This is a genomic window from Candidatus Xiphinematobacter sp. (genome assembly GCA_016766635.1).
GTDB lineage: Bacteria > Verrucomicrobiota > Verrucomicrobiia > Chthoniobacterales > Xiphinematobacteraceae > Xiphinematobacter.
In genome coordinates this window covers 345,521-367,513 of sequence record CP068473.1, presented here as the reverse complement: position 1 = coordinate 367,513, position 21,993 = coordinate 345,521, and the positions used below count along the sequence as shown (strand labels likewise).

General features: G+C 48.9%; 15 protein-coding genes and 3 tRNA genes. 9 read left to right on the top strand and 9 right to left on the bottom strand.

Features of this window, described 5'->3' with window-relative positions; all coding sequences use genetic code 11:
* Positions 1-73 precede the first annotated feature (73 nt).
* A complete protein-coding gene (locus tag JMM79_01590) occupies positions 74-961 on the top strand; it encodes an ATP phosphoribosyltransferase (protein ID QQY08637.1) in 888 nt (295 codons plus the stop codon).
* An 857-nt stretch (positions 962-1,818) separates the two neighbouring features.
* Here the strand turns inward: JMM79_01590 and JMM79_01585 are convergent.
* From JMM79_01585 to rnc, 3 genes are all read right to left on the bottom strand, one after another.
* On the bottom strand, positions 1,819-2,697 hold the full coding sequence (locus JMM79_01585) for an ABC transporter substrate-binding protein (protein ID QQY08636.1): 879 nt from the start codon (positions 2,695-2,697) through the stop codon (positions 1,819-1,821).
* 144 nt (positions 2,698-2,841) lie between these two features.
* Positions 2,842-3,390, bottom strand: a complete 549-nt coding sequence (locus JMM79_01580; GenBank protein QQY08635.1) for a hypothetical protein — start codon at positions 3,388-3,390, stop codon at positions 2,842-2,844.
* 2 nt (positions 3,391-3,392) lie between these two features.
* Entirely contained in the window at positions 3,393-4,100 is a 708-nt protein-coding gene (gene rnc / locus JMM79_01575; protein ID QQY08745.1) for a ribonuclease III, read from the bottom strand.
* A gap of 153 nt (positions 4,101-4,253) precedes the next feature.
* Here rnc and rplS point away from each other — a divergent pair, with 153 nt between their 5' ends.
* Complete coding sequence (gene rplS / locus JMM79_01570; GenBank protein ID QQY08634.1) at positions 4,254-4,601, top strand: 50S ribosomal protein L19; 348 nt, start codon at positions 4,254-4,256, stop codon at positions 4,599-4,601.
* A gap of 270 nt (positions 4,602-4,871) precedes the next feature.
* Positions 4,872-5,453: a DJ-1/PfpI family protein gene (locus JMM79_01565; protein ID QQY08633.1), complete on the top strand. Its 582-nt coding sequence runs from the start codon at positions 4,872-4,874 to the stop codon at positions 5,451-5,453.
* Between the two features lie 86 nt (positions 5,454-5,539).
* Here the strand turns inward: JMM79_01565 and ftsH are convergent, their stop codons facing one another.
* On the bottom strand, positions 5,540-7,501 hold the full coding sequence (gene ftsH / locus JMM79_01560; protein ID QQY08744.1) for an ATP-dependent zinc metalloprotease FtsH: 1,962 nt from the start codon (positions 7,499-7,501) through the stop codon (positions 5,540-5,542).
* 1,173 nt (positions 7,502-8,674) lie between these two features.
* On the opposite strand from ftsH, the gene JMM79_01555 reads away from it, so the two are divergent.
* The 3 genes from JMM79_01555 to JMM79_01545 all read left to right on the top strand — a co-directional run bounded on the left by JMM79_01555 (position 8,675) and on the right by JMM79_01545 (position 15,233).
* Positions 8,675-11,809, top strand: a complete 3,135-nt coding sequence (locus JMM79_01555) for an autotransporter domain-containing protein (GenBank protein QQY08632.1) — start codon at positions 8,675-8,677, stop codon at positions 11,807-11,809.
* 381 nt (positions 11,810-12,190) lie between these two features.
* The gene (locus JMM79_01550) at positions 12,191-13,300 is read left to right on the top strand and encodes an LptF/LptG family permease (protein ID QQY08631.1); all 1,110 of its coding nucleotides are present in this window, start codon (positions 12,191-12,193) and stop codon (positions 13,298-13,300) included.
* A gap of 361 nt (positions 13,301-13,661) precedes the next feature.
* On the top strand, positions 13,662-15,233 hold the full coding sequence (locus JMM79_01545) for a citramalate synthase (protein ID QQY08630.1): 1,572 nt from the start codon (positions 13,662-13,664) through the stop codon (positions 15,231-15,233).
* On the opposite strand, the gene JMM79_01540 is transcribed toward JMM79_01545, so the two are convergent.
* The 4 genes from JMM79_01540 to fabD all read right to left on the bottom strand — a co-directional run bounded on the left by JMM79_01540 (position 15,219) and on the right by fabD (position 18,839).
* A complete protein-coding gene (locus JMM79_01540) occupies positions 15,219-15,971 on the bottom strand; it encodes a M23 family metallopeptidase (protein ID QQY08629.1) in 753 nt (250 codons plus the stop codon). The two genes, JMM79_01545 and JMM79_01540, sit on opposite strands and share 15 nt — an antisense overlap.
* A gap of 293 nt (positions 15,972-16,264) precedes the next feature.
* Positions 16,265-16,912 carry a ubiquinone/menaquinone biosynthesis methyltransferase gene (locus JMM79_01535; protein QQY08743.1) on the bottom strand — a complete coding sequence of 216 codons (648 nt, stop codon included), beginning with the start codon at positions 16,910-16,912 and terminating at the stop codon, positions 16,265-16,267.
* 139 nt (positions 16,913-17,051) lie between these two features.
* Positions 17,052-17,126, bottom strand: a tRNA-Asn gene (locus tag JMM79_01530).
* A gap of 771 nt (positions 17,127-17,897) precedes the next feature.
* A complete protein-coding gene (gene fabD / locus JMM79_01525; GenBank protein QQY08628.1) occupies positions 17,898-18,839 on the bottom strand; it encodes an ACP S-malonyltransferase in 942 nt (313 codons plus the stop codon).
* Positions 18,840-19,046: 207 nt separating this feature from the next.
* On the opposite strand from fabD, the gene JMM79_01520 reads away from it, so the two are divergent.
* Positions 19,047-19,132 (top strand) — tRNA-Ser (locus JMM79_01520).
* 76 nt (positions 19,133-19,208) lie between these two features.
* Here JMM79_01520 and JMM79_01515 read toward each other — a convergent pair.
* Positions 19,209-19,294, bottom strand: a tRNA-Leu gene (locus tag JMM79_01515).
* 364 nt (positions 19,295-19,658) lie between these two features.
* Here JMM79_01515 and JMM79_01510 point away from each other — a divergent pair.
* Positions 19,659-21,173: a chorismate-binding protein gene (locus JMM79_01510; GenBank protein ID QQY08742.1), complete on the top strand. Its 1,515-nt coding sequence runs from the start codon at positions 19,659-19,661 to the stop codon at positions 21,171-21,173.
* Positions 21,170-21,733: an aminodeoxychorismate/anthranilate synthase component II gene (locus tag JMM79_01505; GenBank protein QQY08627.1), complete on the top strand. Its 564-nt coding sequence runs from the start codon at positions 21,170-21,172 to the stop codon at positions 21,731-21,733. Before JMM79_01510 ends, JMM79_01505 begins: the two co-directional genes overlap by 4 nt.
* The last annotated feature ends 260 nt before the right edge of the window (positions 21,734-21,993 follow it).

Genomic DNA, 21,993 nt, shown 5'->3' with positions numbered 1-21,993 from the left:
TCTTCTCGCTCTCCATACATCCCAGAATATAGTAGCCCGATAGCAGCCCAGGTAAAGTTCTTGAGAACGCTAGATGAAGAAAATAGATGACAAGAAACTGCTTCTTGGTTTGCCTTCCGGCAGTCTGATGGAAGCCACGGTGCAGCTCTTTGCGAAGGCAGGCTTTAGTATTTCTGGTTCTACCCGCTCCTATCGTCCCGTGATAGACGATCCCGATTTAGAGATCCGAGTTTTACGTGCTCAAGAGATTAGCCGTTATGTAGAGCACAATTATTTAGATGCTGGGATTACCGGACAAGACTGGATAGCTGAGAGTGGTGCTCGCGTACGCGAGGTAGGAGTACTTCCCTACAGCAGGGCGAGTACCAGCCCAACGCGCTGGGTGCTGGTGGTATCCGAAGAATCTCCCGTGCACTCGGTGTATGATTTGGAGGGGAAGCGGATTGCAACTGAAGTGGTCAGTTTAACTAGAGGTTTTTTTAAAAAGCACGGAGTGAGCGTTCAGGTTGAATTCTCTTGGGGTGCTACTGAAGTCAAGGTACCAGACTTGGCAGACGCGATCGTGGAGATTACGGAAACTGGTGCTTCACTTCAAGCTAACAAGTTACGGATCGTAGACACCTTGCTAGAGTCCTATCCAGCTCTGGTGACAAATAAGTGTAGTTGGAAAAATAAATGGAAAAGAGGCAAGCTGGAAAGCCTTGCTCTCTTACTAAAGGGGGCCTTAGATGCCCATAGCCTAGTTGGGATAAAGATGAACCTCCCCTCAGCAAGTTTGGAAAAACTGCTGAGGGCTCTGCCTTCGCTGAGAAATCCCACTGTTTCTCCTCTGGCTCAGGCCAGTTGGGTTGCGGTGGAAGCTGTTGTCGAAGAAAAGGTAGTCCGAGAAATCCTCGCTAAGCTGAAAGCACTCGGAGCAGAAGGGATCATTGAATATCCTTTAAACAAGGTTGTCTACTAAGCAGTAGAGGATTAGCAGTGCGCTTGGTGGAAGAGCCTCTTTGGATTAACGAAGAGTAAGTGTTGGCAACAGAATCGCCTGTAAAAATCACATGGGTTCGCTCAAAAAAAAGAGAAGAAGTAAGATTGCAAAGCATAAACGTCACAAACGAATGAAGCAAAATCGCCACAAGAAGCGCCTGCGATACAAGTCGTAGGCTTCTTGCGCTATTCTTGCGCTATCAAAAGCTTTCCTGCTACGCTTCTCCGCCATAAAGAAAGAAGAGTGACGAGGTAATTCCTCCCAGGCAGCCGTTTTTCCTCTCTGTCTCTACTGCCAGTTTGGTGTATGTGTCTCCTGGCTGAGAGGCAGGAGGCGGGGTGCACGTTTGCACGAAAGGAGCATGAGAAGCGAGCATCGAGATAACAAAGCAGGTCCTTATAAATAACAGGATTGGAGAAGGAAAGCCGTTTTATTTGTAGAGAGGGAGATTTAGTTTGTAGGGAGGGGGAGACTCGGTGCACTTCTAACACAGACCCCCCTGACCTCTGCTGCGCGCTGGCTGACTTATTTCTTTGTGGATCTAGGACCCTTAATCAGAGACTAAGTAAGAACGAAACGCCTAGGCGGAGTTGGATAAAAGTCTTCACAACTGCTGGCATTAGTGCGTTCGGCTTGGCCGGTACCTTGGATTATGATGCCAAAGGTGAGAATGGGAACGTTTCTGGATACCGCCTGTTTCTCAAGCTATTTCCCGCTCACTATGGACCATGGAACATAACCGAATACCTGAGCCATACACAGTCTAGTTCCAATAGGGGACCACAGTCCCACATCCCGGATCAGGGAACTCCATTTATTATAAGTAGTTCCGCTCCCTAGGTAAGTGCATATCGCGGCACAACGAGGGGAGACACGATCCCTCTGCTGTGCGCTTCGGAGAAAAGCCTCTCAATAGCCTGATGCCCCTTCCTACCGTAGCCAAGGGTGTAGTCGTTAACGTACATCTCGATAAATTGACGCGCAAGCTCCGATCCCATTCCACGAGCGTAGGGCAAACTGTGTTCTATAGCAGTGCTTGGATGCTGAAGTCCGTATCGAATACTCTCCTCGAGAATCTCCACAATGTCCCTTTGGACAAAGGGGGGAATGTCTTTTCGGATCACATTCCCTCCCAAGGGGAGTGGGAGCTGCGTATAGGATTTCCACCATTCTCCCAGATTCAATATTTTTTTAAAGCCGCGCCTTAGATAAGTGAGCTGGCCTTCGTGAATAAGCAGGCCAACATCTGCTTCTCCATTTTTTACTGCGGAGAAAATTTCATCAAAAGGAACAGCGATATGCTTGAATTCTCCTAAAAAAATCTGCGTGCTCAAGTAGGCAGTGGTCATCTGTCCTGGGACAGCAATACGTTGGTTGAGAAGCCATTTTCTACAATCATCTGCGGAGGAAAAGGAAGGGACAGGAAGTGTGTGGTGGGTAATCAACAGAGGACCGTAGCCGTCTCCCATGCTTGCTCCGATGGGGAGGAGCAGATATTGGTCTCTTAGATGGGCATAGGCATGGATGGAAATTGCTGAAACGTGCAGTTCTCCCAGCACGGCCTGCCTATTGAGTGTCTCGATATCCCGTAGAATATGCCGGAAATGGTAGCCCCTTAGGTCAATTTTTTCCTCAACCATTGCGTAGAACATAAAAGCATCATCTGGGTCCGGCGAGTGCCCTATCGTGAGGTAGGTGTCTTTCCAGTTGGTCATAATGGTAACCTACAGAAGGAAACAGGGTTTATGATTCCTAAGCCTAATTGCTTGAATTTATGTCCGTTACGGAACTCCACCCGGTAACATCCCCACCAGCACGGAATTAACAAGCAAATAATGGAGTGGTCCTCTTTGGTTTTTTTAAACTCTTAGGAGAGAGCCACTCAAAATGCAGCATCCTACAATAACACCAATTCCCGCAGCGATGTTCCAACGCCAGGAAGAGGCAGTAAGCCAGGCAATTTGATCTCGCATCAGAAATGGCATGCTGGACCAGACAAGAGCACACAGGATGCAGATATAGGTCAGGGCAACAAGGGGCAACCGATAACTTTTTGGCCAAAGAATACAAGCGTTGAGAACCGGATCGGCAGCTAAGAGAATAAGCAGTCCCGTGCTTCTCGCAGCCAAAAATTCCTGTAAAAGGAGCCAGATGAGTAATGCTGCAACCGCCACGGAACCTAGCACAATCGTGCGTAAGTTAGTAAACTCACCCAAGTCCATCCTTCTTACCAAAAGAAAGGTCCATGTAGCAGCCATCGATAGAAGAATGCTCCCCCAACCCCTCGACCGAGGAAATTTCTGCATCCATTTACCGAAGTCTTTTTTCAACAAGAGTGCTGCAACATGGAAGAGAAGTAGAAACGCGCCCACTATAGCTCCTATAGTTTCTGGTGAGAAGCTATCCATCTCTAGGAGGCAGAAGCCAGCGGAGTCTCCCAAGCACGATCGATTAGTGCTGCGCTAGCGGCTGCTTTTTCCGCCATTTGCTTACTGTACCCGGTGCCCCGACCAAGCTCTTGCCTTTCCCACATCACACCACACTGAAAGTATTTTCTGTGTTCCGGGCCGCTCTGGCTGAGTAGGATATACTCTGGTATAGTTGCAGAAATAGACTGAAGGATCTCCTGCAACTTGCCTTTGGGGTTAGATGATTCTTCCGAATCTTGCAGAGGTTTGTTTTCAAAGTCACTCTGAATTTGTTGGAGGATAAATTTCCGAACTTGCTCCAGCCCCCCATCTAGATAAATTGCACCAGCCAGAGACTCAAAAGCATCAGCTAGAGTTGAGGCACGAGTACGTCCTCCATTAACGTCTTCCCCGTGACCTATCACAAGGTGTCTTCCAAGGCCAAGTGCGGCTGCGTAGTCCTTAAGATTGTTGCGCGAAACCATCCCTGCTCGTAACTTAGTGAGCCGTCCCTCGTTGGAGCTAGGAAAGAGAGTAAAGAGGCGCTCGGTAACCACAAGCTGTAATACTGAATCCCCAAGGAATTCCAGTCGCTGATTATCGAAAGGAAAATTTTTGCGTTCCGTGGCAATACTGGGGTGGGTGAGGGCTTCTACCAGAAGGAGGGGATTTCGGAACTTATATCCGATTTGCATCTCTAGCGAGTTCATCAATGAAACAAGGCCGAAGGAAGGGGCGGGTTGAGTCTGGAGAGGGCTATGCGTGGTAATTATGCCAGCCATCCCTTTCATAGGGAGGTTTAGTCTTTTCTTTTATAAGAAAAAAGGGTTAGCTGCTAGCATAACCTACCGGCTATATCAATCATGGCTTTTTTCGAGGAAATTGAAAAGGAACAGCTCAAGTCAGAGGTCACTCCCTTTGCAGTTGGGGATAGTGTCAAGGTACACATACGCGTGATTGAAGGGGAGAAGGAGCGTGTCCAGGTTTATTCTGGTATCGTTATTGCTCGGAGAGGTATAGGGCTCAACGCGAGTTTTATCGTACGACGCGTTTCTTTTGGGGAAGGAGTGGAAAAGAGCTTTTCACTTCATTCTCCAAGGATTTCCAGGATCCAGGTAGAAAGAAGGGGATGTGTGCATCGTTCCAAGCTCTATTATTTACGCAAGCGCAAAGGAAAGTCTGCCATGGCGGTCAAAGAGAGGTCTTTCTGATCTTTTCTATGAAGGGGTCTCCTTGTCCATGTCATGCTGAGAGGGCTTGTCCTGTACCGTAGCTTTGCCGATAATTTAATGATTTAGCGCGGTGTTCTACCCTTTTCTTATAGCCTTCTCTTATAGGATTATAGGGAGCGCTTTCAGGGTTCTCCTTGCGCGGGGTTCCGTTTGGGTTTTGTGCTTTGTTGTTGCCTCTGCAGGTCATGACGGATTGGTGTGTAGCGTACGCGTCCCGGATATGCTTCCCTATCTCTAGGAGATTTGCTGATGTTTACGAAAGTGCCGTCCGTTTTTTGCCTGCTCGCTAGTGGTTTCGAAGAGATAGAGGCCTTGGTACCAGTGGATTTGCTAAGGCGTGCAGGCAGTAAAGTGGTGCTTGCCACGGTGGAGAGGAAACTAGAGGTAAGGGGGTGCAACGGAATTTTGGTAGTGGCAGACACTCTTCTTTCAGAGACTGCTCCAGCCCTCTCTGTGGAGGGCAGGCCTCAATTTGATATTCTAATGATACCAGGTGGCCGGAGGGGGATTGTTAGATTACGGGAGGATGGTCGCGCCCGGCAGCTAGCGGCTGCCTACGAAAAAGGGGGAGCTTGGGTTGCAGCTATTTGTGCCGGTCCAATGATTCTCTCTGATGCTGGGCTATTGGAGCACCGCCGATTTACGGCACACTTCTCTCTCTCCGGGGAATTGCCTTACACTTTCGTCACCGCGGAGCGCGTGGTGATAGATAAACGTATTGTGACATCCCGCGGTGCGGGCACCGCTCTCGACTTTGGTCTTACTTTGGTGAGCCTCCTCATGGGCCCCAAAAAGGCAGAAGAAATCTCCTACTCTATTATGGCTTCCTAAGGTTGTTGTCCCGAAGGAGACGACCGGCCTCGAGAGGTGGCAAAGTTTGCCACAGAAACAGTTTCATCATGTTGCCAAGTGGTCCCTCAAGCAGGAGCTGGAGCAGGAAGCCCTCCCTGCGGGGGGACGCGCTGCCCTCCCTTGTTAGTTTCACTTGGTGTGGATGGGGTCGTTGGCGGAGGTGGAGGCAATGGAGGTGGTTTTTGCTCCATAAGTGGGGGATTGCGTAATTCGCCAAATTCGATGATTTCCTTGACGTGAATAGCACTCAAGGTTTCGTACTCTAGAAGAGCACTGGCAATGAGTTTGATCTTCCTCCTGTTCTTTCTTAGAACCGCAGTGGCTCGCGCGTAGGCATCACTAATGATGCGTTTGACCTCCGAATCGATTTGCCTCGCGGTATCTTCGCTGTATTCACGGCCGCGCAGCATTTCCCGTGCAAAGAAGACATAGTCACTATTCTCACTGTAACGGACCATTCCTAGATCACTCATGCCCCATTCACATACCATCTTCCGAGTCAACTGGGTTGCTTGCTTAATGTCTCCAGCAGCGCCATTAGAAATATCGTTTGTAAACATTTCCTCGGCAATACGACCACCCATCATAACAACGAGGGAATCCGTTGCCTCCTTTTGTTGGGTGGAATACTTATCTCCCTCAGGAAGGTGCATAGTGGCACCTAGATAAGGGCCACGGGGGATGATGGTAACCTTGTGTAGCGGACTGGTATGTTCTAGGAGAACATTAAGTAGAGCATGTCCTGATTCATGCCACGCAGTGGAGATTTTTTCCCGCTCGCTCATGGCTAAGCTGCGACGTTCCTTTCCCCACCGTACCTTGTCACGAGATTCCTCAAGCTCCCGCATAGTGACTGCTGGAAGTCCCTTCCTAGCAGCCATGAGAGCTGCCTCATTGACGACGTTAGCTAGCTCTGCACCAGAGTAACCTGGCGTGCCTCGGGCTAAAGTAGAAAGGTCTACATACTCCTCAAGTTTGACTTTTTTTGCATGCACCCTAAGAATCTCTTCTCTTCCCTTGACATCAGGGAGACTAACAACGACTTGTCGATCGAAGCGCCCAGGTCGCAGCAGAGCCGGGTCGAGCACATCAGGCCGATTAGTGGCAGCTATGATAATAACCCCATCTTGGGTGTCGAATCCATCCATCTCCACAAGGAGCTGGTTGAGGGTTTGCTCCCGTTCGTCATGACCACCGCCTAAACCGTGGCCGCGATGACGCCCGACAGCATCGATTTCATCGATGAACATCAGGCAAGGAGCATTTTTCTTTCCCTGCTCAAACATGTCCCGTACCCGAGAAGCCCCAACTCCCACAAACATTTCAACAAAGTCTGAACCACTAATGCTAAAAAAAGGTACCTCTGCTTCTCCAGCGATGGCACGTGCCAGAAGAGTCTTGCCTGTACCGGGTGGTCCTACCATTAGTACGCCCTTTGGAATGCGTCCGCCGAGCTTCTGAAACTTTTTTGGATCCTTCAGAAAATCCACCAACTCGGAAACATCTTCTTTCGCCTCTTCAATACCAGCAACATCTTTAAAGGTGGCACGGTTTTTGTCACGTGCCATCATACGAGCCTTGCTCTTGCCAAAGCTTAGAGCCCCCCTTCCAGCCATTTTGATTTGGGAACGGAAGAAAAAATAAATAGCAATAAAAAGCAAAAGGATCGGCACTACATTAATCAGCGTGCTAGCCAAGGCGTTAGATTGAGACCGGATATTTGGTTTGATCCCAGCCGCTTGGAGGGCTTGCTTCAGCTGATCACCGTCATAGGCAATAAACGCTGTGGTATGAAAGGCCTGCAGTCCATGATTGGAACCGGTAGTTGGTTCTCTTCGATAAAATCCAACAATGGTCTCTGTCTTTCTTCCCTCTTCCACGTTGATGGCAAGCTGGTGGCTAGGAGTGGAAACGACTCTTGACTCCTTGAGGAGTTGGTAAAAGCGAGAATTAGTAATACCCTCTGACTGGGAAAAGGCTCCCCCTCGAACTAACAGAGCCCCCCCCAGTAAAGCTACAGCTACCATCACCAAGAGCAAGCCACGCCAATTCACTTGCGGTTCCTTGCCATTGTTGTTAGGTCGTTTGCGACTGTCCTTGCTGTTGCTATGGTTGTGATGGTTGTGTTTATTCTCAGCCATGGAAAAGTCATCTCTCCCTAGAGCGGAGAGGCATCTACAGCACGGTATAGCCTCGGGGGCAACGCCCTTCAAGGGAATAGTTCTAAGGAATAATCTGGGAGAAGAGGGCCCTAAGGATGGTGCAACCCAAGTACACCCCCCCGATCTCAGCGTAACCACATGCTGGCGGATAATAAGAAAGAGAATGCGCAACAACGACCTGGAGGCTTCCCGGATGACTCCGAAAAGTTCCACACCTAACAATCTCCCCACAGAAAAATAGAAAAAAAAAGCCGAGGGCGCGCAAGTCCACCCTAAGTTGGAACTCTCGCCCTTAAGTCTTCCGTCTTTCTTGATACCCTAATGCTGTTTTAGCAGTTGACCGACGGCACTACTACTTACCTCGACAATCCTAGTCGAGGAAAAACTGGCCCCACGTCTGAGTAAAAAATACCTGTGCTGTTCTTGTTCTTCTCATTTCAATATCTTTTTAACCTGGAAGCGGTGGCTATTCACTGGGGCCCCTCGGTAAAAACTAAGCTTGGCCTGAGTAACCCAATCCTAGAAACTGTGCTTGACTTTCTACACCGCATTAGCCTACACACGCACCCTCTTCCTTTTCCCTCTTTTTGTTTATTTTTACGTAGAGTTGGAGTACGAAGACCTTGTTGCAAAATTGCAAAAAGCCACACTGGGGCTAGTTCCAGATCCACTGTGACCTAGAGAACAAGTGGGGGTAGAACATGCGGGAAATGACATGAGAGAAGAGAAGAAGCTTGAGCGTAACGAATAAGAAAAGAAGAATGAATGAGAAGAATGATCCGTGTGATTCCCTGATCTCCCCCACCTCCAGGCTATTTTGGCCTCCTAGGCCGGAAAGTTGGGAAAGAGATCTACACCTCTTCATCGCTCCGAGAAAAAAAACTAGCTAACTAGAGACGACTAATCCACTCCACTCGCATGAAATCATTCTCCCAAAGGCTAGAGGGGGGCTCTTTTGCAACGAAACGTGTACTGTCCTTCTCCCCACGGAATTTCCTACCTCAAGAGAAGAGCTCTAAGGGCTCTAAAAGCCCCTACATGATGCGGCGCTGTGAGCTTTTTTATCCCATTGCTGTTGCTGCTGCTGCTATAACCACTGCAGTATTTGGATTGTGGGGTCCTATCGCTGGGGCAGACGAGAGCCATTGGAACGTGCATGCTGCGGATTGGGAATCACCAGATAGTTGGGCGGGGAAAGCTGTCCCAACGGCCAGTAGCACGGTGCACATTGGGAACTATGGAAGCGCACATATCCGGGGTATAGCTGAGGCTGATAGGCTATCTATTGGAAGCAGGAAAGATGGCAGGGTGGAGGTAGATCCTGGAGGAAAGCTGACAATAGCAAGGGATTTGAAGATTAGCCTAAATACCACGACAGGCTGTCTCGACATTAATGGAGGAAAGGTGCATGCAGGATCTGTGTCTATAGCTTCTAAAGATTCGACAGGTTCCCTGAAGGTATTCGGTGGAGGAGAAGTAGAAGTGAGGGGAGACTTATCCATTAGTCAGGAGAGAGGGGTAGGAGAATTGGTGGTCAATGGGGGGAGAGTAAAGGCGGACAGAATCACTTTTAGTAGGATGCTCGTCGATTTTTCCGACAGTCCAAGAGGGGTCCTAAATATCACAGGTGGTTTGGTAGATGCTAACTCCGTTCAGCTGGGATTCCTGCAGGCGGGAGATGCAGCCTTGCTTTTGGATGGAGGAATACTCGCCATAAAACGCACGGAGGGTCTCAACGGGAATCAGGTGCTAAAGTTCAATGGTGGCACTATACAAGCGAAGGGGGATTCCAATGACTTCATTGGAGGATTCAGAAATAGAACTTTGGTTCTTAACGTGAGGGGTGGGACGATTGACACTAATGGGTTCCAGATAAGACTTACTAGTGAGTTTCAAGGGCTGGGCGGGCTAAACATAGTTAGCTCTAGAGGAGCCGGTGTGCTAAATCTCCAATGCCCTCAGCAATACACAGGATTCACCTACATCGGAGAAAATACCTTGCTGCGGCAAGAGATGAATTTACCTATTGATCCGCGGTCTAATGTTGGGCTCGACTCAGGAGGTATTTTTGACTTGGCTGGCTACGACAGCACCGTCAACGGGCTTTTTGGGGAGAAGAAAAGCACGGTAACCAACAGCTTGTCTAAAGAGGTGAAACTAACAGTAGGAAGCTCCAATGGGAGTGGTCTGTTTGCCGGAGACATCATAGAAAGCAAGGGCAAAATTAGCCTCACTAAGGTAGGCAACGGCGAGCAGTACCTCACGGGGGACAATGCCTATAGTGGAGGTACCAAAATCCTGAGCGGCGCATTAGTCGGACCTACCGATTCCCTGAGGGGGAACATCGACAATGAAGGAAGGTTGGTGTTTCTTCAAGAACACGATGGTACTTTTAACGGAAAAATTACTGGATTTGGCGATGTGGAGATTAGAGGAAGAGAAGGTGCGGTACATATCGATACCCCACAGAGCTATACAGGTAGCACTATTGTCAAGTCGGGGGTACTTTCATTAAGGGCAAAACTTGCGGGCTCCAGCGTCTATATCCGTCCGAGGGGAGTTGTAAACGGAAATGGACAAGTGGGGAAAACTATCCTTAACAACGGGGTGCTGCACCTGCATTTTTTAGGTGCCCCTACCAGTTTTTATACTCGGGATTACAGGCAAGAACCAGATGGCGTTCTGGCCCTACCAATCGCAAGTGATGATTCCTACGGTAATTTATGGATTGCAGGCGACGCTGAATTGGGGGAGGCCGCTGTGCTTTTTCCTCAATTTAGATCAGGATACTTCCCGTCAAATAATGCGCAGTATGATTTCCTCCATGTTGGAGGGCATCTTTCAGGGCGCTTCAAGGACGTCAAACTCCAGGGGCTCCTACAGGTAAAACTGAGACACGATGAGGAGGGTGTTACGATGGAGGTAAAGCAAGAGCAATTTTCAGGAAAAACTCCTGCCCAGAAGTCCGTTGCCAAGCTTTTCAATGAAATAGTCCAAAATAAGGGTCTGGCAACCGATCGTGGCAGCAATTTAGAGAGGCTCGTGTGGGATCTAGAATTCGTTCCAAAAGAGGAGTTGGGTTATTACTTAGACGTGGTGGCTCCCCAGCAGGTAGCCGGCATTAAAGATATTATCTTCAGCGCTACCAATATGCACTATAGGCGGATAAGCGATCGTCTTGCGAGCATACGGGCCGGGGTACGCGGCATTTCTCTGAGTGGAATTAGGCCCAGTCCTTTGCAACATCATGCACTTAACTATAGGAAAGATTACGAGGAAAGCCAGGAGGCAGGTCAAGCCTGTGCAGGCCCCTCTCATCATTGGAACACGTTTGCCACAGCTTCTGGTATGTTCTCGGGTATTTCTAGCATTGATGGTTTTCCCAGGCAGCGTGTAATCGCTGGTCACTTCTCTACTGGCGGAGACTACCGCCTTAACAAAAGAACGAGTATAGGTGCCTACGTTGGCCATCAGGGGGTGAGGTCCAGGCACAGTTTTGCTTCCTACCGCGGCTCTCATGATAGTAACGGGATCCAGTATGGGATATACGGCACCAGCTCTTGGAATGGGTTCTACATTAATGCCACCATAGGGGGTGGTCACAATGACCATACTCTGCGTCGTACTTTTGGAACAGCCAATAACCAGTGGGCTATGCGAAGTAATCCATGGAGCGGAGAGTTAGCCTCTCAGATTGGGATTGGGTACGAGTTCAAGTTAGGTAGGTGGATGTTTGGCACAAGTAGCTCAATGCAGTACACGTATCTCTTGGTTTCTAGTGTGGAAGAAACGGGGGGAGCAAATTTGAATGTCCGTTCAGAAAGACAAGATGTAGGTTCACTCATCAGCACTATTGGGACAACTGTTGCCTATGTATGGGATACGGCAACCGGATATCAGATTGCACCGAGGCTAGGACTAGCCTGGCAGCACGAATTTTTAGACTACGGAGAAATGGTAGCGGCAGCATTTAATAATGGTAATGCTCTCAATGGGAAGGCTTATTGCTTTAGCTACCAAGGCATTAAGGGGAATAGGAACATGATTTTTGCCACCGCTGGGGTAGGTGCTAGCTTGGGGAAGAGCGTTTGGTGCTATGCTTACTATGTGCCACAGCTGGGAACTAAGATCACTTCTCACAGTTTCTTGCTGGGGATGAGCTATACCTTCTGAGTTTTTTCGGTCTAGCCTTCATTTCGTTTCGTTTTCTCCATCTGCCAGATGGGGCAGCGCTGTTTGGGGCTTTGCTACCTGGCTAGGGATAAGCTTTTGTCGAGATAGAGCGTACCTCCCAGAAGACCCAGGAAGGACTGTGCGAAGGGGATAAGGGGGGTTTCTCTTTTTTTCAAAGCGGGTTGTGGGGATTCCCAGACGACATACTGACATACTACATGCGTAGATAGCGTGGGATGTGCCCTTCCCTCCCAGAAGGGAATGGTATTGAGGGGGCGGCAGGAGGAAAAAGCCAAAGAACATGGTAACCCATATAGCCCAAATAACCAAAGATTCATTGGAAAAGATCGAAGCACAAACCTAGCAAGGCTTCACAAACGCATGAGAATCATTGAGCGTTATATTGGGAAATCTATTTTAGTGGCCACCGTTTTCTCAGTAGGAGCTCTTAGCCTAGTTTTAATACTGGGCAATATTTTCAAGGAATTGCTTGATCTACTCACTAATCGGGCTGTACCAGTGCAGACGGTCTTAACCTTCATACTATTTGCCTTTCCGTTTTCTCTTACATTTACCATCCCTTGGGGGCTTTTGACCGGCCTCCTTTTGGTTTTTGGACGAATTTCCGCCGAAAATGAACTAATCGCCCTACAAGCAAGCGGTGTAAGCATTACCCTAATTGCCGCTCCAGTATTCTGCTTTGCGGTCGTCTTGACTGCTATTTGCTGCTGGATTAGCGTTGACCTCGCTCCCCTTGCAGAGAAGAAAATGCTAGCTAGCCTCTTCAAGATTTCCACTCATGACCCGAGCTCTCTTTTCAGTGCAAATGGCATCATGGACCAATTTCCGGGCTATCGCATTTATGTGGGGGGGCGTCAGCAGAATCAGTTGACCAACGTCATTGTGTTTGAAGTCGACGACAACCACCGCCCCACTAAGATGGTACACGCTAGAAACGGCGTGTTGAAATCTGATCCAGTTAACAGCTGTTTGCTGCTCAAACTTCGTGGGGTCCAATTCGAAGAGCACGACGCTACGGACCCTTTGAACATACAGAAAGTTTGCCAAGGGATCAGTCTGGCTGAGGGTACTTTCCTAATACCGCTTCAGAAACTTTATAAGAGACATGATAATACAGGACGACTGAGTTCTGCCACCATGCATGAACTTAAGCAGGCTTTAAGCATAGCTTCAGATCCAAGCAGGGCACTCAAGGTCAAAGTAGAAATCAACCGAAGATTTTCCACTTCTCTTGCCTGTATTGCTTTTACCCTGGTGGCTATTCCGCTTGGCATTACTACACATCGTCGAGAAACTTCTGTAGGTTTCATGCTTAGCATGGCCATCGCATTTTTTTACTTCCTTTTTATCCTTACTGCTCGTTCTTTTCAGGAAAATATGCGCGCACACCCCGACTGGTTAATATGGCTGCCTAATCTCTTGTTTATTACCCTAGGGGCCTGCCTCTTCTTTAGAATTTCCACTAAATAGTAGGCACTTCTCTTATGGCTAGATACCTCTTTCACCTGCCTGGATATCTAATGAGTGGCGCAGCCTATCGGGTAATTGTACATTGCCATAGCAGCGGTAGGTTTACACCAATGGGAATTGATGACACGCTACTTGAGGTAAACTTAGCAGGAAACACAGTCTTTCTGCTCTCTGCGTATCTTTTCATCCAAAAAAGCTGGAAGATAACTTGGAGGCGCTCTATTTGTTCCCTATTGCCACCCTTCTGATGCCGGAGAGGCCGACACCGAAGAGATGAAGCGGATATCCTGAGTATCGCGGACTTTTAGCTAAGCTTATACCTAGCAAAGAAATTGCTCCCGGCCCGGCGGGTTCGTGTGTTATGCGCAGAAAGAAAGTTATCCTCTACGATACAACTCTCCGGGATGGAGTACAGGGACAGGGGGTTTCCTTTAGTCTTCTAGATAAATTACGACTTACGGAGAGACTGGCCAGATTCGGGATAGATGTTATTGAAGGTGGATGGCCAGGTTCCAATGTAAAAGATATGGGTTTCTTTCGGGAGGCTCAGGGCCGCTCCTGGCAGAGGGCAAAGATCGCGGCCTTCGGGAGTACGCGCCGTGCCAACACAGACGTTTCTCGAGATCTGCAAATACAAACCCTACGTGACGCAAACACACCCGTGGTTACTTTTTTTGGGAAGAGTTGGAAGCTTCACGTTACTGAAGTACTGGGGACTACTCCCTTAGAAAACCGCTCCATGATTTCGGACACCGTGGCTTATTTTAAGCGCCTTCGCAGGGAAGTAGTCTACGATGCAGAGCATTTTTTTGATGGCTACAAGGATGACCCAGAACATGCGTTGGGAACTTTGGAAGCTGCCCGTGAAGCTGATGTGCTGGTCCTTTGCGACACAAATGGGGGAACTTTGCCGCACGAAATTGAAGAAGTGGTTCGTGCCGTAAATAGGTTTTTCCCTGGACGTGTGGGTATCCACACGCACAATGACTGTGAACTAGCTGTAGCAAATTCCATTGCTGCCGTACGCGCTGGTGCAGTACATGTGCAAGGCACTATCAACGGCTATGGGGAGCGAATTGGGAACTGTAACCTGACGAGTCTCATTGCTAATTTACAGCTGAAACTTAAACTACCTATGGTGCGCAATCTCTCTGAGCTGCGGGATATTTCACTTTTTGTAGATGAACTTGCAAACTGTCCTGCAAATATCCGTGCACCGTTTGTTGGTGCTACCGCCTTTACCCACAAGGGGGGCATGCACGTTAATGCAGTTCAGAAGCTGGCGTGCTCTTACGAGCATATCAAGCCTTCCTTGGTGGGCAATGAGCAGAATGTCCTGGTTTCTGAGCTCTCAGGAAGAAGCAACGTCCTGCTTAAAGCAAGAAGAATTGGTCTCAATCTACACAAGGAATCCCAGACAATCAAAGAAGTCCTCCTCCGTATTAAGAGTGCGGAAGCAGAGGGATACGAGTTCGAGTCGGCCGACGCTTCTTTTGAACTTTTGGTGCGTGACGTTTTAGGTCAACGCCACCCACTCTTTCAGCTAAAGGAATATCATTGCTCCTTCCACTGTGCTCAGACTCAAATGCATCTGGCTTGCAAGGCGACAGTAAAACTCTCCGTTGGAAATGGTGCTACACTTGAACATACCGTAGGCGAGGGAGTTGGACCCGTAGAAGCACTGGACAAGGCACTTCGAAAGGCACTACGTCCATTCTATGGATGGGTTGATCGGATACAACTTACCGATTACAAGGTACGCATCTTGGACAGCTCGCGAGGATCAGCCGCTAGGACTAGGGTATCGATTGTTTCTACAGACGGACATCATTCCTGGGGTACCGTTGGAGTTTCTGATAACATTATCGAGGCTAGCTGGCTGGCATTAGTGGACAGTTTGGAATTTTATAGCCTTAAACTATCGAATGGTTAAGCCAGGAGCAACTCCTGGATGGCTACAGAATGCCCCCCTTCCCCCCCCTTTTTTACTACGCTTTCCCAAGACGTTCCCTAGATGGCTTTTGGACTCATCAATGGGAAGTGGCAGCGTATCCTGAAACGTAAAACGCGTCATTATCATTTTAACGTACCGCCCTCGTCTTTTGAGTCTACGATGTTTCTCAATAAAGGTTGTCGGGACGTAATAGTTATCGAGAGTTCTTGCGTATCTGAGCCGACAGGTTCCAATTAACAAGTTCTTTCGAATTTCGAAGTGTAGGTGTGGACTATACATACCCCGATTGGTTCCAATTTCTCCCACTTTTTCCCCTTTGACAACACGCTGTCTTTCGTGCACTAGAACTCGACGGAGGTGAGCATAAAAGGAATCAATCAAGTAGAGCTTACCGTTCTCATGAAATGCATGCCGGACAATAACTACGTTGCCCCATCCTCCAGGAGCATTCCTTGCAAACACTACCCTGCCAGTTCCTATCGCATAGACCGGGGCACCTAAGAGTGCCTTCGGACTCTTTAATAGGCTGATCCAGTCTTCTCCTGGATGTCGCTTGGACCATCCTCTCGACTTGCAGTACCCTGTAGCATTTGGACTGGCTACGGGGTAATCAAACCCATCAACTATCGGAATCTTGATTCCGAGGGGTAATTCCCTTGATTGGACGGATAAGGAGGAGAAGACAATGGTAGCTAGAAAAAGAAGTACTAGGCGCATTATATGGAAGAGCAGGATTGATGTGTTGCAATTGCAGTAGAGGGTTATAGTACGCAACCTAAAACCCAAGGAGACCTATAGGATGCCCGATCATCACAAGGAAACCTAGAGAAAAAAGCGGACTGAATGCATACCTACAGCAATTTTCTATCCGATTGTAGCTGATGCTCCTCCGTATGGGCACAAAGCAGAGGCCCAGATAGATTAGTGGCCCTCCTGCACCCATCGCCTGGACAGAAGTGTAGGATAAGAGGAGTTCACTGAGTAATCCCAAGGAATCCCATCGTAGGAGACTAGCTCCTTCGCGCCGCGTAAAGACTCACAATACCAAGACATAATCGCTGAATCTGCGTTTCTAGAAATCCATATTTTTCCAAAAAGTACAGTAGCCGGTCCCCAGGGAATCGTTCAATAGATGCTCCCAAGTACTTATAAGCCTCCCTATGACCGGTTACCCATGCGGCAAGTGTAGGGAGAAGATGATGCAGATAAATCCGATAGAGGGCCCGCACACATAAGTTCTTTGGCATGGAAAATTCGAGAATAAAAAGCCCCCCCCCGCAGGATAGCACTCGCGCCATTTCTTGAATAGCTCTTTGGTAATTTCCCATGTTGCGTAGCCCAAAAGCCACGGTGATTACGTCAAAGGTTCCAGATCGGAACGGCATATCCGTGGCATCTCCACACACTAACGTACACACCCCTTTTCTCTTAGCTTGTAACAGCATGGCAGGGCAGAAATCCATTCCAACTACTCTGGATCCTGGGCATGTCTCTTGCAGGACTTTCGCAAGGGCACCGCTACCTGTCGCCAGGTCTAGAATACACTTTGCATTCCACTGCTTGACTATTTTTGCCACACGCCTCCGCCAAACATAGTCTAGCCCGCAGCACAAGAGATGGTTAGCAATGTCATAGCGGCCTGCTATGGAAGAAAACATCTCACGAATGAGGTGAGGGGATGCAGCCTGTATCACTAAAAATTACCGGCTCGGAAAGCCCGAACTGCCAAAATCAATCCTACAAGATAGCGGCATGGCCTTTGCTAATCTCTCCGCTGCAATGCAGGAGTATTCGCCTTGGCTCCAGTGGTAGGATTCGAACCTACGGCCAACCGGTTAACAGCCGGTCGCTCTACCGCTGAGCTACACTGGAACAGAAAGCTTCAACCGTTCCCTTGTCCTTTAGCTTGAGGGAATCTTTTGAGCAAGAATTTTCTCTGGGCTATCTCCGTACAAGGACCGCTCCAGGCTTTCACGGCATAGAAGCTATGCCTGCCAGTAAGCAGTCTTGCCTCCTTTTCTACCTTCCTAGTGAAGCGGGACTAATAGTGCCAAGGAAGACAGCAGAAAAAAGAAAAGAGGTTTGGATCGTGCAGCTCCTGGATGCAGCTCCTGGAGGCACCCTTCAACACAAGGGGACTAGACAATGACTCCTCACATCAGTGTCTTGTGCGATATCCTTCTATCTACTTGGTAGTTGGATGATCTGCAGTTCCTACATAAGGTCACTTACATCCTGCAGCGCATGGATTCCAAGGAAGAGAGTGGTACCCTCCCCAGAATCACCAGCTAGCTCAACGCGACCTATCTTCTAGCACACACCTCCCTTCAAACTGAAGGGAGGCAAATAAGAGGGTTCAGCCCCCTTTCGTAAGGCCCTTCATAGCCTCCCGTTCCGGGTCTATAGTGATCAAAAAGTTTGGGGGCTGTACAATAATAATAAACTCTTCCCCTAAGAGCAGTCGCCGGACGTCTCGGGCAAGACCAATGTGAGTGATCCAGCCGGGGGACAGCAACTGGAAGATTATCACCTTTTGAGCATGGTACAAAGCATCTCCGGCCTCTCGTCTCAGCAGGAAAGTTCTCTTTACTGGCGCATGTGGCGACCTTAGCAATCCGCTCCATCGGACAACGGTATATCTTCTTAGGGAGAGGAGCAGTAGTCCAGGATTTCTAGTGCCTTCTGTAAGCTTAGTCTATTATAAATACTCAGCATAGGCGTTCCCTTTCGGATGCGCTTCGCAAGACTAGCTAGCACATCACCAGGGCCTAGTTCTAGCAAAAGATTACACTGCAGATGATCTAGTAGACATTCAACTGACTGCATCCAACGCACACTGGACACTAATTGTTTAGCAAGTGCGGAGCGGATAGCCTCGGGGTCAAAAACCGGACGGGCATCTGCATTGCAAACTACTGGAACAGATGGGGAGTCCATGGGAACAAATTGTAACTCATCTTGAAAGCTTTGTCGGGCGGATTCCATTAAACGAGAATGAAAGGCTCCGTCTACGTGGAGTGCCACCACTTTACGAGCGCCGTACTTTTTGGCTAAGGAAATTGCGAGGGCCATTTTTGGCTCTGCACCAGAGAGGATAATCTGGCCAGGACAGTTGAAATTAGCTATGTCTACATTCGCGACAGCGGCTAAATCCCGAACAGAATCCTCCTCGGCCCCAATTATCGCCGCCATCCTTCCTTTTGTCCGTTCGCAGGCCTCTCGCATGAAACCTGCCCGCCGTGAGACCAATCTCAAACCCGTTTCAAAATCGAACGTCCCTGCAGCTGCATGAGCAGTGAATTCACCGAGCGATAGACCTGCTGCAGCGGCAATTTGAAAACGAGGAACGGCGCTCCGCACTGCTGCCAAGAGAGCCAGTCCGTGCACATAGAGGGCGGGCTGGCAAACAGTGGTTCGCATCAATTCCTCGGCTGGGCCTTTGAATGCAATCCTTGAGAGTGGGTATCCCAAGATACAATCGGCCTTTTGGAATAGCATCAAGGCGTTGGGGAATTCCTGACAAATGTCCTCCCCCATGCCGACAGTCTGAGCCCCTTGTCCGGAAAACATCAATCCGATTCTCATAAACAGGTTGGCTTATTTGGCCAGAAGGATCCTCTTATCCCCCCAAGCTACCTCTCTATAACTATCACAAGCTTATCCCTGGCAACCCTCTATAGACAAAAGCTTCTATGCTGTCAAAATTCTTTGCTTGGTTCCCCTCTAAAAGGAAAGTCGTGCAGGAAGCCGTTCCTGCAGATAATGATTTCAAACGAGCTGCAAAAAATGGCTGGAGGGATGGCAGAGTGGCTAAATGCGCCGGTCTTGAAAACCGGAGGGGCGAAACGCCCTCGTGGGTTCGAATCCCACTCCCTCCGTGAGACCCTGCGAAGCCTGCAGGAGAAGACACCCCTAACAGAACGTAGGGTTGTTTTGTATGGGTAATATATGAACTACCGGTGGCGGGACTTGAACCCGCACACTCCTTTATGGAATAAGGGATTTTAAGTCCCTTGCGTCTACCATTCCGCCACACCGGCACACTACTTAGGTGGCTTCTTACCACGCTATCTGTGATCACACTCGCCTGTATCTCCTTCTCTCACCCGGATTATAGTGGGGGACTGAGGGGCTTCAGATACTTGCCCGTTCAGACAAAGGAGGCCTGCGTGTACTAGAGCTGGGTTGGTTTCTCATTATCGCCGTTCTCAGATAAAAAGTGTTGATGAGGTTTCTAGTTCAAAGCTCACTCCCAAGTGGTGCAGTTAAGAAAATTCCCATTTGTTGAAAAACTTTAAGGATTGAGTTTAAGGTAGATTCCTGATTAGTAGTCTGGGGGGTAAGATCTAGGAAGTGGATCGACCTGTCCATTTTGACCCCGTCCGCTCATGCCGCCCGCTCTCAATGCTACAGTTATTTCCTGGTAAGGAGGAGTTTTTAGCCTCTGCTTTCGGTGGAGACCTTCCCCCCGTCGTCCCGATTTGGACAGAGCTAGCAGCAGACCATGAAACGCCGATTTCTGCATACCGCAAGCTTTTTGGTGAGGAAGTGCTTTTTTTATTAGAGTTTGCAGAAGGGCATAATCTAGCAGGACGCTATTCGATCATTGCTTTTGGTGCGCATGCCACATTTTCCGCTGAGGGAAATAGGGTGCAGGTGACACGAGGTGGAAGCCGCATAACACTCTTAGATGTGCAGGACCCACTAAGTGAGGTAGAGAAGTTTATGATCCGACATCGCTCTCCCACTCAGGAGAATCTTTTTCCATTCTGGGGAGGAGCTATTGGCTATCTTGCTTACGATACTGTCCGCTGGTTTGAACCTACTATCCCTCCTCCGTCCAAGGACGAATTGGGATTGCCAGACATGTTTTTTCTTGTTCCAAAGATAGTTCTTGTCTTTGACCATCACCTCTATCGTCTCAGGGTAGTTGCCAGCGCCCTAACAAAAGAGCTTCCGGCCAACCAGGTTTTTGACGTAGCAGCAGGAAGAATTCATTCCGTCGTGGAGCGACTCTCCCAACCCATGCAGTTCATGCCTCTCTCCTCTCCAGCCAACGTGTTCCCCTCTTCCATACCCCATCCCCCTCAATCTAACACCACCTATGAGCGTTACCATAGCATGGTAGAACGTGCAAAAGCGTGGATTCATTCTGGAGATGTATTTCAGGTAGTACTCTCTCAACGGTTCGAATGCTCCTATGACGGAGATCCTCTGGAAGTATATCGCGCTCTCCGGTTTATTAACCCGTCACCCTACCTATTTTGCCTACGCTTCCCTGGAGGTTTCTCGCTTGTAGGTAGCTCTCCAGAAGTACATGTGCGGGTAAGAAGGGGAAAGGTTGAGATCCGTCCAATTGCTGGAACACGTCGAAGCGGTCGAAGTAGAGAGGAAGCAGCGGCTCTGGAGAAGGAACTGCTTTCAGATGCCAAGGAACGTGCAGAACACCTCATGCTAGTAGACTTGGCACGCAGCGATATGGGGCGTGTTGCAGCATTTGGTTCGATACAGGTGACCGACTTCATGACAACAGAGCACTATAGCCACGTTATGCATATTGTTTCGCATGTTGAAGGACGGTTGATAGGAAACAATTCTGCCTTCGATGTTGTCCGAGCCACGTTTCCTGCCGGTACCGTCTCTGGTTCTCCGAAAGTGCGTGCCATGCAGATCATCAATGAGCTAGAGACAAGCAAACGTTGTACATATGCTGGGATTGTGGGGTGCTTTAGCTACGATGGCGGCCTGAATTCCTGCATTACCCTACGGACAATCCTCCTGAAGGGTAGCAGGGCATATGTACAAGCGGGGGGGGGAATAGTGGCTGACTCCACTCCAGAAGGAGAATACCAGGAAACTGTGAATAAGGCCATGGCTTCTTTTCGCGCGCTAGAGATTGCCAGGGCCGTTCCTCCATGATTCTTGTCATCGACAATTACGATTCCTTTACCTATAACCTTGTGCAATACTTCGGCGAGTTGGGGGCTCGCGTAGTTGTACGGCGAAACGACAAAGTAGACCTTTCTGAGGTAGAGATCCTTCAGCCGGATCGCATCTGTATTTCGCCAGGCCCGTGTACGCCTCGGGAGGCAGGTGTCAGTGGAGAAATAATTCGCCACTTCGGGATCCGCCTCCCCATCCTGGGGGTCTGCCTGGGACACCAGTGTATAGGCGCAGTTTTTGGGGCTGAGGTTGTCCGTGCCAAGCACCTCATGCATGGTAAGACTTCTTCAATTTATCACGAGGGTAAGGGTGTTTTTGTAGGTCTTTCCAATCCTTTTCAGGCCACCCGATATCATTCCCTCTTACTTCGACGAGAATCTCTCCCAGATTGTTTGGGAATCACAGCGGAAACTGAAGAGAAGGAAATTATGGGAATCCAACACATAGAACTCCCTCTCCATGGGGTACAATTCCACCCGGAGTCTATTCTAACAGAAAACGGAAAGGCCCTCTTACAGAACTTTCTCAAAGCCTAGCCTAAGCATAAAGCAAGAGTGGGGAAATGGGACCTGTAGGGTGCTGACTTTCTGTGGCAGTATATCCACCTGTAAAGCCTCTCCAAGGCCTTCTCACGCATCTCCTTCCTTTTACATGTCAAACTTTTCTGAAAAGAAAGGTTCTCTTAGTAAGCCAGCCGAAGACATACTCTGGCGGAGTAAAGCTCCTTCAGTTTCTGCTTTTGGAAGACTTGTCCGGGAAAAGAGAAAGGTGCTTTTTTTGTTACTGCTCCTGTCAG

What these genes read in the sequence shown, in the direction of transcription:
- JMM79_01565 (QQY08633.1), top strand. Translation starts at nt 4,872, where the DNA reads ATGTTTACGAAAGTGCCGTCCGTTTTTTGCCTGCTCGCTAGTGGTTTC.
- JMM79_01545 (QQY08630.1), top strand. Translation starts at nt 13,662, where the DNA reads ATGCGCAGAAAGAAAGTTATCCTCTACGATACAACTCTCCGGGATGGA.
- JMM79_01555 (QQY08632.1), top strand. Translation starts at nt 8,675, where the DNA reads ATGATGCGGCGCTGTGAGCTTTTTTATCCCATTGCTGTTGCTGCTGCT.
- rplS (QQY08634.1), top strand. Translation starts at nt 4,254, where the DNA reads ATGGCTTTTTTCGAGGAAATTGAAAAGGAACAGCTCAAGTCAGAGGTC.
- fabD (QQY08628.1), bottom strand. Translation starts at nt 18,839, where the DNA reads ATGAGAATCGGATTGATGTTTTCCGGACAAGGGGCTCAGACTGTCGGC.
- JMM79_01510 (QQY08742.1), top strand. Translation starts at nt 19,659, where the DNA reads ATGCTACAGTTATTTCCTGGTAAGGAGGAGTTTTTAGCCTCTGCTTTC.
- JMM79_01540 (QQY08629.1), bottom strand. Translation starts at nt 15,971, where the DNA reads ATGCGCCTAGTACTTCTTTTTCTAGCTACCATTGTCTTCTCCTCCTTA.
- JMM79_01505 (QQY08627.1), top strand. Translation starts at nt 21,170, where the DNA reads ATGATTCTTGTCATCGACAATTACGATTCCTTTACCTATAACCTTGTG.
- rnc (QQY08745.1), bottom strand. Translation starts at nt 4,100, where the DNA reads ATGAACTCGCTAGAGATGCAAATCGGATATAAGTTCCGAAATCCCCTC.
- ftsH (QQY08744.1), bottom strand. Translation starts at nt 7,501, where the DNA reads ATGGTAGCTGTAGCTTTACTGGGGGGGGCTCTGTTAGTTCGAGGGGGA.
- JMM79_01580 (QQY08635.1), bottom strand. Translation starts at nt 3,390, where the DNA reads ATGGATAGCTTCTCACCAGAAACTATAGGAGCTATAGTGGGCGCGTTT.
- JMM79_01535 (QQY08743.1), bottom strand. Translation starts at nt 16,912, where the DNA reads ATGTTTTCTTCCATAGCAGGCCGCTATGACATTGCTAACCATCTCTTG.
- JMM79_01590 (QQY08637.1), top strand. Translation starts at nt 74, where the DNA reads ATGAAGAAAATAGATGACAAGAAACTGCTTCTTGGTTTGCCTTCCGGC.
- JMM79_01585 (QQY08636.1), bottom strand. Translation starts at nt 2,697, where the DNA reads ATGACCAACTGGAAAGACACCTACCTCACGATAGGGCACTCGCCGGAC.
- JMM79_01550 (QQY08631.1), top strand. Translation starts at nt 12,191, where the DNA reads ATGAGAATCATTGAGCGTTATATTGGGAAATCTATTTTAGTGGCCACC.